This is a genomic window from Pyxidicoccus sp. M6 (assembly GCF_055568925.1).
In genome coordinates this window covers 3177076-3190271 of record NZ_CM145714.1, presented here as the reverse complement: position 1 = coordinate 3190271, position 13196 = coordinate 3177076, and the positions used below count along the sequence as shown (strand labels likewise).

Here is a 13196-nt window from a genome sequence, read left to right as displayed (position 1 = left end):
CTCGTCAGCGGAGGAAGGACAGCACCGGAGACGCATCCAGCACGGCGGCCACCGCGAGCGGCACCACCACCGCGCACCCCAGCAGGCCTCGACGGAAGGCGCCCCTGCCGCCGTCCTCCTCGCAGGCCGCGTCGGCGGACTGGAGGTTGCGCAGCACCGCGCGCCAGCCCAGCGACACCCAGACGCCCAGCAGCGTGCCCACGGCCAGGGCGCGCGCCGCCACGTCCGCAGCGTTGTCGCCCATCAGCTCGCGCCAGGAGAGGTACACGGTGCCCTGGATGAGCTTCGCCACCGCGCACGCGCCGGCCAGCACCACCGCCGCCGTGGCCAGCGGCCGCAGCCACCGCATGGGCGTGGGCCGGCGCAGGCACCGCGTCCACAGCGCGCGCCACGAAGGCTGCGCCGCCTGCGTTCCCATCGCCGCGCGCCACGCCTCCGCCTGCGTGGGCGCACGCGTCTCGCGGTAGCCCAGCGCGGGGAGCGCGAGCACGAGGTCCGCGGACAATTCCCACGCCAGCGCGAGCATGCGAGCCAGCCGGGTGCGCGACTCCAGCGACAGCCACTCCACCATGGGCGAGGTGAATTCGAAGCGGCCCACCAGCGCGTCGAAGGCCGAGTCCACCCGGTCCACCACCGCGAGCAGCCGGTCATCCAGCGTGTCCGCCGCGGCGTGCACGCCCACCGCCACGAGCGCCAGCAGTCCCAGCGGCATGAAGGCCCACCGGAAGCCGCCGAGGAAGCGGGACACGTCGGCGAGGAAGCTCGACGAAGGCGGAGACGCAGCGGGCTGTCGGCGCGGCACGAGGCCTCCAAGGCGGGGCTCGAACCTCCAACGCACGGCCCCCTTCCCCGGGTCTAAGCCATCCACGCCGGAAACGAAAACGCCCCCTCCCGCGCAGTGGCGAAAGGGGGCGTCCGGGACTCGAGCCCTCACGGGCCCGAGCAAGCGGGCATCAGGCCCTGACTACGCCTTGGCGTCCGGCTGCGTCGCCGTGGGCGCCTGCGCGGGCAGGCCCTCGCCGCCGGCCGCGCCCTGCTGGGCCGCCGCGCGCTCCGCCATCGCCTCCTTGCGGGAGAGGCGAATCTTGCCCGTCTTGTCGATGCTGACCACCTTCACCAGCACCTCGTCGCCCTCCTTCAGCACGTCGGACACGCTCTTGACGCGCTTGTCGGACAGCTCGGAGATGTGGATGAGGCCGTCGGTGCCCGGGAACAGCTCCACGAAGGCGCCGAACTCGGCAATCTTCCGCACGGTGCCCGTGTAGATCTTCCCGATCTCCGCCTCGCGCGTCAGCGCCTGAATCATCGCGATGGCGGCCTTCACCGCCTCGCCGTTCGCGCTGGCGATGTCCACGCGGCCCGAGTCCTCGATGTTAATCGCGGCACCCGTGCGGGCGATGATGTCCTTGATGACCTTGCCGCCCGGCCCGATGACGTTCTTGATGAACTCGGGACGAATCTGGATGGTGGTGATGCGCGGCGCGTACTGGCTGATCTCCTTGCGCGAAGTCGCCAGCGTCTTGAGCATCTCACCCAGGATGTGGATGCGGCCCTGACGCGCCTGCTCCAGCGCGCGGCTCATGATCTCCGTCGTGAGGCCGGTGATCTTGATGTCCATCTGGATGGAGGTGATGCCCTTCGTGGTGCCGCACACCTTGAAGTCCATGTCGCCCAGGTGGTCCTCGTCACCGAGGATGTCCGAGAGGATGGCGACCTTGTCGCCCTCCTTCACCAGGCCCATGGCGATGCCGGCCACCGGCGACTTGATGGGGACGCCCGCGTCCATCAGCGCCAGCGTGCCGCCGCACACCGAGGCCATGGACGAGGAGCCGTTGGACTCCAGGATGTCCGACACCAGGCGCACCGTGTACGGGAAGGACTCGCTCTTCGGCACCATGTTGCGCAGCGCGCGCTCCGCCAGGGCGCCGTGGCCGACTTCACGGCGGCCCGGGCCGCGCAGCGGCTTCGTCTCGTTCACGCTGAACGGCGGGAAGTTGTAGTGCAGCATGAAGCGCTTGAAGGCCATGCCGCCCAGCATCTCCAGACGCTGCTCGTCCTCGCTGGTGCCCAGCGTGGCCACCACGAGCGCCTGCGTCTCGCCGCGCGTGAAGAGCGCGCTGCCGTGCGTGCGCGGGAGCACGCCCACCTCGGAGGTGATGGGGCGCACCACGTCGTGCGGGCGCCCGCCGATGCGGCCACCGTTGACCGTCATCTCGCGCATGTGCTCGTACTTCAGGTCCTCCACCACCTGCTTGGCGTGCTTCTCCACCAGCGGGGTGTAGCCCTCACCGAGCTGCTCCTTGAGCTTCGCGAGCGTGTCCTTCTTCGCCTTGGACAGCGCCTCGTAGCGGGCGCCCTTCTCCTTGATGCCGTAGCCCGCCTTGATGCCGTCCATGGCCAGCTCGCGCACCTTGGCGCGCAGCCCCTCGTCCACGGAGGGAATCTTGTCGAAGGCGCGCACCTGCTTCTTCAGCTCGCGGCGCAGCTCGTCCTGCAGGTCCAGCGCGGGCTGCGCCGTCTTGAAGCCGAACTCCAGCGCGGCCACCATGTCCGCCTCGGAGACCTCCTCCGCGCCGCCTTCCACCATGACGATGGCCTCGCGACTCACCGCCATGACGAGGTCCAGGTCGCTCTGCTCACGCTGCTTCGCCGTGGGGTTGGCGACGAGCTGACCGCCCACGCGGCCCACGCGGATGCCGGCGAGAGGGCCGTTGAACGGGATGTCAGACACCCACAGCGCCGCGGAGGCGCCGGTGATGCCGTGGATGTCACCCTCGTTCTCCGGGTCCGAGGAGATGACGCCCGCGATGACCTGCGTCTCGTACGCGTAGCCTTCCGGGAACAGGGGACGCAGGGAGCGGTCCACGAGGCGGCTGGCCAGCGTCTCCTTCTCCGTCAGCCGGCCCTCGCGCTTGAAGTAGCTGCCGGGGATGCGGCCCGCCGAGTACAGCTTCTCCTGGTACTCCACCGTGAGCGGGAGGAAGTCCACGTCCTTCTTCTCACGCGCGCTCACCGCGGTGACGAGCAGCATGGTGTCGCCATAGCGCACCACCACGGCGCCGTCGGCCTGCTTGGCCATGCGGCCCACTTCGATGCTCAGCTCGCTCTCGCCAATCTTGACGCTCTTCTTCAGCATGTCCTTGCCTCTGGGTACTTCAGGGCGAGGACCCCACCGCACGCACCCGGCCCGCAAGGGGCACCGGGCACCCCGGGAGGGCCCTCGGGGTGTGTGAGCGGTCGCCAGGGCCTAAGACAGGCACACGACAGACAACCGCCAGCCTGTACTGCGGAGGGCGCTTGCGGAGCGCCGGAGGGATGTCCCGGAACTTTTGATCCCTGATCGCACCGGCTGACCCCACCTGCCTGGGTCAGCCGGTCCGAACGGAAACCAAAACCTCCGACGGCACCACTCCCTTGCCCGCCACCACCCACCGCGCTTCCACTTCCAACGACTGCCTACCGCATACGTCTTAAACACGCGGGGCGCTGGTTGCTGCCAGCGCCCCGGGTGCTTCACGGATGACTACTTGCGGATACCGAGGCCCTCGATGAGCTTCTTGTACCGGGCCACGTCCTTGGACTTGAGGTAGTCCAGCAGGCGGCGGCGCTGACCGACCAGCTTCAGCAGACCGCGCCGGGAGTGGTGGTCCTTCTTGTGCGTCTTGAAGTGCTCGGTGAGCATGTTGATGCGCTCGGACAGCAGCGCGACCTGGACCTCGGGGGAGCCCGTGTCCGTCTCATGCGTCCGGAACTTCGCGACCAGCTCCGTCTTCCGCTCGTGATGCAGTGCCGACATGTTCGCTTCCTTCGCCCGCTCCGGTGGAGTGCTGCTTCAGAGTCGCCACGGTCCGCGGAGGGGTACAGACCGGGTCTCGTCCTTCTAACGGCGGGGGGGCTTATAAGCTCCGCCCCCCATAGGGTCAACCATCGACGCCTGCCTGCCGGACGCCGGGCGTCCTCGACAGTGCGAAGAAATACAGCTTCAGGCCGGCGGAAAGTCCGCTGCCCCCACGGGCCAGCTCCTCGCCCGCCCGCTCGTCCAGCGCGATGTGGAGGTAGAGGCCCGCTCCCCCGCGTCGCTCCCCCAGCATGTACTGCCAGGCCCGAGGGTAGAGCTGGAACAGGGATTCCAGGACATCGCCCACCCCCGCGGTGGCGGGCAGGCCGAGGTTCACCTCGCGGCGCCCTTCAAAGGCGCCTCGTAGCGAGGGTGCCACCACCACCGTGACGTCCCAGGCGCGCGCCACGTCAGACGAGCACGCGCAGGTAGCGCAGCCGGCCGGCAATGATTTCCGCGACGGCCAGGAGCGCGCCGTCCGGCCCCATGACACGCACGCGCCCGGGGCGCCCCGCGGGCACCTCCACCGGCACGCCATGGGACACACGCTGGGCCTCCGCCGCGCTCACCCGTACCTCGGGCAAGTCCACCAGCGCGTCCTTCATGGACACCAGCCGCGACGCCAGCGTGCCCTCCTTCGTCAGCGCCGGCAGGTCCGCCAGCGGCAGTGTCTGCGCCAGCGTGAAGGGCCCGCTGTGCGTGCGCCGCAGCGCCTCCAGGTGGGCGCCGCAGCCCAGCGCGCGGCCCAAATCGAAGGCGAGCGTGCGCACGAAGAAGCCCTTGGAGCAGCGCACGGACAGCTGCAGCCGGTCCGCCGAGAAGTCGCGCAGCACCAGCTCGTACACCGTCACTTGCCGAGCGGCCCGCTCCACCTCCTCGCCGGCGCGCGCCAGCTCGTACAGCCGCTTCCCGGCCACCTTCACCGCCGAGTACATGGGCGGCACCTGCTCGAAGGAGCCCCGGAAGCGCGCCAGCGCGGACTCCAGCAGCGCGGGCGTCAGGGGCGGCACGGGCGCGCGGGCCGTCACCTGCCCTTCCGCGTCCTGGGTGTCCGTCTCAGCGCCCAGACGCACCGTGGCGTCGTAGGCCTTGTCACCCTCGGTGATGAAGCCCGCCACCTTGGTGGCCTCGCCCAGGCAGAGCGGCAGCACGCCGGTGGCCATCGGGTCCAGCGTCCCCGTGTGGCCCACCTTCTTCAGCTTGAGCAGCGAACGCACCTGTCGCACCACGTCAAAGGACGTGGGGCCCGAGGGCTTGTCGATGACCAGGACGCCGTCCATGTCAGGCCAATATTGTGGGCCGGAGGCTTTTACTACCAGCCTTCCTTGCTCCGGACCTCGCGCAGGAGACGGTCAATCTTGTCCCCCTCGCCCACGGACTCGTCGAAGGTGAAGAAGATTTCGGGCGACACGCGCAGGTTGACGGTGGACGTCACCTCGCGGCGCACGAATCCCTTGGCGGCCTCCAGCCCCTTCTGCGTGTCCGCGCGCTCCTGCTCGGTGCCCATCATCGAATAGAAGACACGCGCCACGCGCAGGTCCGGGGACACCTTCACGCCCGTAATCGTGATGTAGCCGATGCGGGGGTCCCTCAGCATGCCCCGGGCGAGCAGGTCGCCGATGGCCGCCTGGATTTCCTGTCCCACGCGCTCCGGTCGGGAATGCGTCGTCATTTCTTCTCCCAGTCTCGCGGATTGCGCAGGGAGCGGGCCCGAGCCCGCGCCTCTTCCAGCGTCATCCGTCCACCGCTCGACGGAGACGGGCGGCCCGTCACGGGGCCTCCCTCGTTATCGCCTTCATGGCGGCGCTCCCAGTCGCCCAGCCCCTCCGCCTCCGCCAGCGAGGCCTTGTCGCCCCGCAGGAAGCGGGCGATGGCGGCCTCCGTCTGCGCCGCGGCGTCCTCGGGCGACTCCTCCTCGTCCGAGTCGTCCTCGTCGCCATCCCCGTCCGCCGCCAAGGCGGCCCGGCCCGGGGCCATGCTCCGACCAGGCGAGCGGGAGGCCCCGCCCGCGAAGAGCTGGTCGCCGAAGGCGAGAATCTCCGTCTCCCGCGCCATCAACGGGGCGACGTACATCTCCTCGATGAAGTGGATGACCTTCTCCAATTGCTCATCCACGTGGCGGCGGTCATTCCCCACCACGGCCAGGGCGAGCGCGGCCTTCTGCCAGAGATCCTGGTCATCGACCTCGGCCATGGCCACGTTGAAACGGGCCTTCACCCGGTCCGTCACCCGGCGGAGCACCTGCCGCTTGGACTTGAGCGACCCGCTGTCCGGAATCTGGAGGGTGAGGCGTGCGACACCAACGAACATGAAAGTCCCCCAGCCACCGGTGGACGCGCCATGCAGGGCGGCCACCGGGGCATCAGCACCCTGGGAAGATGGGGTCTTCCCAGGGGTTCAGGGAGGGCACTGGACTGTCGACTAGGTCAGGCTCTGACGAGTCTCTTCAATCTCGTACGCCTCGATGATGTCACCGGGCTTGAGGTCGTTGAAGTTCTCGATGCCGATACCGCACTCGAAGCCCTGCGCGACCTCCTTGACGTCGTCCTTGAAGCGGCGCAGCGAGGCCATCTTCCCGGAGAAGAGCTGCTTGTTCTCGCGCATGAGGCGCACGAACGAGCCGCGCTTGATGACGCCGTCCAGCACCGCCGCACCGGCGATGGTGCCCAGGCGGGGCACGTTGAAGGTGTTGCGCACCTCCGCGCGGCCCAGCTTGCGCTCCGTGCGGATGGGCTCGAGGAGATTCTCCATGTCCTCGCGCACACCGTCGATGAGCTCGTAGATGATGCTGTAGCTGCGCAGCTGCACGTCCTGGGCCTTGGCCGCGGCCTCGGCGCCGGACTCGGGGTTGACGTTGAAGCCCAGCACGATGCCCTTGGAGGCCGCCGCGCGCATCACGTCGCCCTCGGTGATGGCACCCACGCCGGTGTGGATGATCTCCACCTTGACCTTGTGCGTGGAGAGCTTCTGCACCGCCTGCTTGACGGCCTCGGCCGAGCCCTGCACGTCCGCCTTGATGACGACGCGCAGCTCCTTGGGACCGCCGCCCGCCTTCGTCTTGGCGAACAGCTGCTCCAGGGACTCGCGGTTGACCTTGCTGAGCTCGGTCTGCCGATCCTTCATGTTGCGGTGCTCGGCGATCTGCTTGGCCGCCTTCTCGTCCGCCACCACGTTGATGGTGTCGCCCGCGCTCGGCACGCCGGACAGGCCGACGACCTCGGCGCAGTAGCCGGGCTTCACTTCCTTCACCTGCTCGCCGCGGCTGTTCGTCATGGCGCGGACACGGCCGTAGTGCGCACCGGTGACGATGGCGTCGCCCAGCTTGAGCGTGCCCTCCTGCACCAGCACGGTGGCCACCGGCCCGCGGCCGCGGTCCAGCTTGGCCTCGATGATGGCGCCCACGCCCGGACGGCTCGGGTTGGACGTGAGCTCGAGCACCTCGGCCTGGAGGGCCAGGTTCTCCAGCAGCAGGTCCAGGTTCTCCTTCGTCTTCGCGGAGACCGGAACCATGATGGTGTCGCCGCCCCACTCTTCGGGGACGAGCTCGTGGGCCGACAGGTCCTTCTTCACGCGGTCCGGGTTGGCGCCGGGCACGTCCATCTTGTTGATGGCGACGACGATGGGGACCTCCGCCGCCTTGGCGTGCTTGATGGCCTCAATCGTCTGGGGCATCACGCCGTCGTCCGCGGCCACCACCAGCACCACGATGTCCGTCACGTCCGCGCCACGGGCGCGCATGGACGTGAAGGCCTCGTGGCCCGGCGTGTCGAGGAAGGTGACGTCACCGCGCGCCGTGGAGATGCTGTACGCGCCGATGTGCTGGGTGATGCCGCCCGCCTCGCCCGCCGCCACGTTGGCCTTGCGGATGGCGTCCAGGAGGCTCGTCTTGCCGTGGTCGACGTGGCCCATGATGGTGACCACCGGCGGACGCGGACGCTCGTCCTCGGGACGGGCCTCCACCTCGGGCAGGTAGTCCTCCACCTCGAAGCCGACGCGGTCGATCTTCCAGCCGTAGTCGCCAGCCAGCATCTCCGCGGTGTCCGCGTCGACCATCTGGTTGGCCGTGGCCATCTTCCCCAGGCCCATCAGCTTCTTGATGATGTCCGCGGTGCGCACACCCATGCGCTGGCCCAGGTCGGACACGCTGATGCCCTCCTGGAGCTTGATGACCTTCTTCTCCTCGGCCATCTGGGTGATCTGCGTCTTCGCGCCCTTCTTCGTGGGCTTCTTCTTCTTGCCACGCACCGGGATGGTGACGCGGCCCCAGACCATGTCCGTCAGTTCCTGCTTGGACACGCTCTGCGTATCGCCGCTGGTGCGCTTGCGCTGGCCACGCTCCTTGTTCTTGGAGACGTCCACCAGCTCGCGGCCCCGGCCGAGGTGGTCCGGGACCACCTTGTACTCACGCCGCTCGGGGATGCCCGCGCGGCCCGGCGCCATGGGGTACTGCTTGGCCTGGCCGGCCGTGGGCGTCACGCGGCGCACCTGGATGAGCGGGCGCGAGATGACGACGGCCTGCGTGGCCGTGGGACGCGCCTGGCCGCCCGTGGGCGACACCTGCGCGTGGGGCACGCCGCCCACCATGATGGTGGGACCCGTGGCGGGAGCCCCGGAGGCGCCGCCCGCGGAGGCCTGCGCACCCGCGCCCGGCGCCCCGGTGGGACGCACGGGGCCCTGGCCCGGACGCGCGCCCTGACCCTGATATCCCTGCCCCTGGTACGAAGGACGGCCACCCGGACCGCCGGGACGACCACCCGGGCCACCCGGACCACCGGGACGGCCACCCGGGCCACCCGGACCACCGGGACGATTTCCCCCCGGGCCACCCGGACGACCACCGGGGCCACCCGGACCCCCGGGACGACCACCGCCGGGACCACCGCGCTGGACATAACCCGGGCCACGGGACACGACGGTCGCGGACGTAGAGGTGCTCGGCGTCCGGACTGTCGGCGGGACCGGTGAGCGAGGGGGGGGTTGGGGCAAGGTGGTGCGCTCCTGGGCTGGGGAAGGTGGCTGCGCGGCAACCGGTGGCTGCACGGCGGCGCGGGGTGCCTCGACCGGGGCCCTGGGGGCCTCGGCGGGGGGCGTGGGTTGGGCCGCGACAGCGGCGGGGGCCTGCGGGGCCTCCGCGACGGGCGCGGGCTGCTGCGGGGTGGCGGCAACGGCGGGGGCCTCCGCGACCTGCGGGGCGGCCTCCACCTGCCGGGCTTCAACGGCCCTCGGCATCTCGACTGGGGCCTGGGGCGCCTCGGCCGGGGGCTGAGGCGCCAGAGGCGGCTCCTCGGCCCGGGCGGCGACGGGAGGCGCCTCATGGACGGGCGCCTCGTAGGCAGCCGGAACGTGCTCGGCGGCCTGCGCGCCCTCACTCGACTCGGCGGACGGACCTCCAGCGGGCGCGCCCACCTTGCGGCGGACGACGAAGCCCTTGGCCGTCACCGGCGGCGTGGCCTGCTTCGGCTTGCGCTTGTCCAGGATCTTCTGGACCGCGGCGGTGGCCTGGTCGTCGTCGAGAGAAGACGAGTGGCTCTTGACGTCGTACCCGAGCGCCGCAAGCTCGTTTACGACCTCCTTGTTGTCGAGCTCAATTCCATGGCCCTTGAGCTCCTTGGCGATTTCGTGGACGCGCTTCTTCGACATATTGCCCTTGTTGGCCTTCTGCTCCGCCGGCTTCCGGGGCGCAGCACCCTAGTCCAAACCCGAAAATGTGTGCGAGTGGTCCTTAACACCCACTCCCCCCCCCCACACCCCTCAGCTCTCCTCCGCCGACTCCCACGCCTGCCCGAGCTGCGACGGGTCAACCTGGCCCGCCTTGCCGCGAAAGGCCCTTCCAAACGCCTTCCGCTTCAGCGCCGCCGTCAGACAACCGGCACCGCACAGGTAGGCGCCCCGTCCTGGCAGCCGCCGTGCCCTGTCCACCTCGATGGCGCCCCCGGCCCCTATCACGAACCGGGTGAGCTCTGCTTGTGGCCGCTTGGAGCCGCATCCGACGCACGTCCGGACCGGACCTGACTGCGCGCCCCGCTCTTCCGGCACCGAGCGTCCTGGCTGGCGCCCCACGTCCCCTTCCCTTCCCTAGCTTACGGCGACTTGGTGGCTTCCGCGCCACCTTCAAGGGTCGCCGTCATGGCGCCACGCTCGGCGTTCAGCTCCGCGCGCAGCTTCGCCTCCTCCACGAGGTAGTTCTCCGCCGCGCTCTTGAGCTGGCGGGCCTTCTTGATTCCCACACCCGGTACGTCGCCCAGCTTCGCCAGGTCCTTCTCGTTGGCGATGTCCTCCACCGTCTTGTAGCCGGCGAGGATGAGCTGTTCGATGGTCTTCTCGCCCACACCCCTGACACGCGCCATGCGCTCGGACTGGGTGAGCTCGTCCGGATGGCGGCGGGCCTCGGCGATGCGGGCCTGCTCCCTTTCATAATCCATGCGGGACAGTTCCGCCTGATCCTCGACCATCCGCTTGCGCGCGGCCTCCTGCATGGAGGGGATGCGGGCGGGGTCGATGCCCGGCAGCTGCGCCAGCATCTCCGGGTTGGCGTCCGCGATGTCGCGGGCCTGGCGGAACCCGTGGGCGTAGAGCGTCTCCACCAGCATCTCGTTGACGCCCGGCAGCGAGCCCAGCGAGCGGTTGGCGAACTCACGCAGCTCGCGCACCCGGCTCTCGCTGTTGATGTCCAGCTTCCAGCCGGTGAGCTGGGCGGCCAGGCGCACGTTCTGCCCGCGCCGGCCGATGGCGAGGCTGAGCTGGTCGTCCGGGACGATGAGCTCCATGGCGTGGTTGGCCTCGTCGATGATGACGCGGCTGACCTCCGCCGGCGCCAGCGCCGAGCACACGAAGCGCGCCGGGTCCTCGTCGAAGGGGACGATGTCGATCTTCTCGCCGCGCAGCTCCTGCACCACCGCCTGCACGCGGCTGCCCTTCATGCCCACGCACGCGCCCACCGGGTCCACGTCCGAGTCCCGGCTGGACACCGCAATCTTCGCGCGGCCACCCGGCTCGCGGGCCGCCGCCTCGATGACGACGATGCCCTCGGCGATTTCCGGCACCTCCATCTCGAAGAGCTTGGTGAGCAGGTTGACGGACGCGCGGCTGAGGACGATCTGCGGACCCTTGGACTCGCGCAGCACGTCCAGCACGTAGGCCTGCACGCGGTCGCCGGGGCGGTACGTCTCGCGCGGCACCTGCTCGCGCACCGGCAGCACGGCCTCGGCGCGGCCCAGGTCGACAATGATGTTGCCGCGCTCGAACCGGCGGGCGATGCCGGTGACGATCTCGTTCTTGCGGTCCTTGTACTCGTTGAAGACGTTCTCGCGCTCGGCGTCGCGGGTGCGCTGCAGGATGACCTGCTTGGCCGTCTGCGCGGCGATGCGGCCGAAGCCGCGGCGGAAGGTCTTCAGGCGGAGGATATCGCCGTACTGGTCGTCCTGCGCCTTGGCCTCGGCGGCGTCCTCGTCGCGGTAGAAGATCTGGAAGACGAGCTCGTCCCCAGCCTCCACCTCCATGCCCTTCTTGTGCGCCTCACCGGTGGTGATCTGGTTCACCGCCTGCACCGGGTCGGTGATTTCGTCCACCACGGTGATGGCCTGGAACAGCTCCACCACGCCCTTGTCGGGGTCGTACTTGGCCTCGAGCTCGCGGTCCTGGCCGAAGTGCTTCTTGGCCGCGGTCTTCATCGCGTCCTCGAGGGTGGCAATCAGCACAGCCCGGTCGATGCCCTTGTCCTTGGCGACCTGGTCGAGGACGAGGTTGAGGTTGACGCTCGGGTTGGCTTGCTGCGTGGCCATGGTGTTCTCCTAAAAGGGTCCACGGGCGTCCCCGCTCGGAGGGAGGCCCTGTATGTCGACGTCTAGAACTCGAACTCCAGGTTCGCCTTCGCGATGTCCTTGAAGAGGATGTGGAAGGTTCCGGCACCTTCCACCTCCACCGAGATGCCGTCGCCCGCCACCTCGGTCAGGGTGCCGGTGAAGTTCTTGCGCGGGGGCTCTCCCACCGGCCCGAACGTCTTCACCTTCACCTTCTGTCCCTTCACCCGCTCGAAGTGAGCCGGCTTCTTCAGCGGCCGATTCACCCCGGGGCTGGAGACCTCCAGGCTGTACTCGTGGGGGACGAGGTCCTCCACGTCGAGCACGGGGTCCACCGCGCGCGACACCTGGGTGCACTCGTCCAACCCCACCCGCCCGCCCGGCTTGTCGATGAACAACCGGAGGATCCAGCCCTCGCGCTCCCGGAGGAACTCCAGGTCCACGAGCTCCAGGCCTTCCTGCGCGACGATGGGGTCAAGCAGGGCCTGGGCCCGCTCCTCCACCGTCTGCTTGAGGTTCTTCTCCGACATAACCGGGAAATCAGTCTCCAAAAACGCGAAAAGCGGGCACGCGGCCCACTTTTCGAGGTCCATCATCGAAAAATGTGGGGCGTCCGTAGCACACGCCCCGTCGGGGTGTAAAGGAAGGACGCACCCTCCTGCTCCGGGTGAAACCTGCCCGACAGGGCAAGGAATTCCCAGGGGTTCCAGCACTGCGACGGGCGTTATAACGGGCCCATGCACCTCATTGCCGCCGCGCAGATGGTGTCCACCGCGGACAAGAGTCACAACCTGGAGGTCGCCACCCGCCTCGTGCGGCGAGCGGCCGGTCTGGGGGCCCGCCTCATCGGTCTTCCGGAGAACTTCGCCTGGATGGGGCCGGAGCCCGAGCGTCCTGGCGCCGCCGAGGGACTGGAAGGGCCCACGCTCGCCCGCATGGCGGAGCTGGCCCGGGAGCTCAAGGTGACGCTCCTGGCCGGCAGCGTGTTGGAGACCGGCGGGCCGGGCGGTCGGCTCTACAACACCAGCGTGCTCTTCGGGCCGGGCGGGGAGCGTCAGGCCGTGTACAGGAAGATGCACCTGTTCGATGTGGACGTGGGTGACGGCTCCACCTACCAGGAGTCCGCCGCCGTGGCGCCGGGCACCGAGGTCGTCTCCGCGGACACGGAGGTGGGCCGGCTGGGCCTGTCCGTCTGCTACGATTTGCGCTTCCCGGAGTTGTACCGGCGGCTGTCGAAGGACGGCGCCACCCTGCTGGCGGTGCCGGCGGCCTTCACGCTGATGACGGGCAAGGACCACTGGGAGGTGCTCCTCCGAGCGCGGGCCATCGAGAACCAGGCGTATGTGCTGGCTCCCGCACAAGGTGGGAAACACTCCGCCAACCGCCTCACCTATGGCCACGCCATGGTGGTGGACCCGTGGGGGCTGGTGACGGCGCGCGCGTCGGAGGGTGAGGGGTTGGCGCTGGCGCCGGTGGACCCGGAGCTGCAGGCGCGCATCCGCCGCAACCTGCCCTGCCTGCAGCACCGCCGACTGGACTAGCGTGCTGGTGGCCGGGCC

The 13196-nt window shown here is 69.5% G+C and carries 12 protein-coding genes; 1 reads left to right on the top strand and 11 read right to left on the bottom strand.

Annotated features, from left to right (window positions below):
* Positions 1-4: 4 nt before the first annotated feature.
* The 11 genes from ACVTJA_RS13400 to ACVTJA_RS13350 all read right to left on the bottom strand — a co-directional run bounded on the left by ACVTJA_RS13400 (position 5) and on the right by ACVTJA_RS13350 (position 12167).
* Positions 5-802, bottom strand: coding sequence for a hypothetical protein (locus tag ACVTJA_RS13400; RefSeq protein WP_465836745.1), 798 nt, complete (start codon positions 800-802; stop codon positions 5-7).
* Between the two features lie 162 nt (positions 803-964).
* Positions 965-3136, bottom strand: a complete 2172-nt coding sequence (gene pnp / locus ACVTJA_RS13395) for a polyribonucleotide nucleotidyltransferase (RefSeq protein ID WP_465836744.1) — start codon at positions 3134-3136, stop codon at positions 965-967.
* 387 nt (positions 3137-3523) lie between these two features.
* A complete protein-coding gene (rpsO, locus tag ACVTJA_RS13390) occupies positions 3524-3796 on the bottom strand; it encodes a 30S ribosomal protein S15 (protein WP_465836743.1) in 273 nt (90 codons plus the stop codon).
* Positions 3797-3920: 124 nt separating this feature from the next.
* The gene (locus tag ACVTJA_RS13385; RefSeq protein WP_465836742.1) at positions 3921-4247 is read right to left on the bottom strand and encodes a hypothetical protein; all 327 of its coding nucleotides are present in this window, start codon (positions 4245-4247) and stop codon (positions 3921-3923) included.
* Position 4248: 1 nt separating this feature from the next.
* Positions 4249-5118: a tRNA pseudouridine(55) synthase TruB gene (gene truB, locus ACVTJA_RS13380; RefSeq protein ID WP_465836741.1), complete on the bottom strand. Its 870-nt coding sequence runs from the start codon at positions 5116-5118 to the stop codon at positions 4249-4251.
* A gap of 32 nt (positions 5119-5150) precedes the next feature.
* Positions 5151-5510, bottom strand: a complete 360-nt coding sequence (gene rbfA / locus ACVTJA_RS13375) for a 30S ribosome-binding factor RbfA (RefSeq protein ID WP_465836740.1) — start codon at positions 5508-5510, stop codon at positions 5151-5153.
* Positions 5507-6148, bottom strand: a complete 642-nt coding sequence (locus tag ACVTJA_RS13370; protein WP_465836739.1) for a DUF503 domain-containing protein — start codon at positions 6146-6148, stop codon at positions 5507-5509. The genes rbfA and ACVTJA_RS13370 overlap by 4 nt, the downstream gene beginning before the upstream one ends.
* A 111-nt stretch (positions 6149-6259) precedes the next feature.
* The gene (gene infB, locus ACVTJA_RS13365; protein ID WP_465836738.1) at positions 6260-9478 is read right to left on the bottom strand and encodes a translation initiation factor IF-2; all 3219 of its coding nucleotides are present in this window, start codon (positions 9476-9478) and stop codon (positions 6260-6262) included.
* Between the two features lie 111 nt (positions 9479-9589).
* A complete protein-coding gene (locus ACVTJA_RS13360; protein ID WP_465836737.1) occupies positions 9590-9784 on the bottom strand; it encodes a DUF448 domain-containing protein in 195 nt (64 codons plus the stop codon).
* 134 nt (positions 9785-9918) lie between these two features.
* The gene (gene nusA / locus ACVTJA_RS13355; RefSeq protein ID WP_465836736.1) at positions 9919-11619 is read right to left on the bottom strand and encodes a transcription termination factor NusA; all 1701 of its coding nucleotides are present in this window, start codon (positions 11617-11619) and stop codon (positions 9919-9921) included.
* A gap of 62 nt (positions 11620-11681) precedes the next feature.
* Entirely contained in the window at positions 11682-12167 is a 486-nt protein-coding gene (locus ACVTJA_RS13350) for a ribosome maturation factor RimP (RefSeq protein ID WP_465836735.1), read from the bottom strand.
* 207 nt (positions 12168-12374) lie between these two features.
* Between ACVTJA_RS13350 and ACVTJA_RS13345 the strand changes: the two genes are divergently transcribed.
* A complete protein-coding gene (locus ACVTJA_RS13345; protein WP_465836734.1) occupies positions 12375-13178 on the top strand; it encodes a carbon-nitrogen hydrolase family protein in 804 nt (267 codons plus the stop codon).
* The last annotated feature ends 18 nt before the right edge of the window (positions 13179-13196 follow it).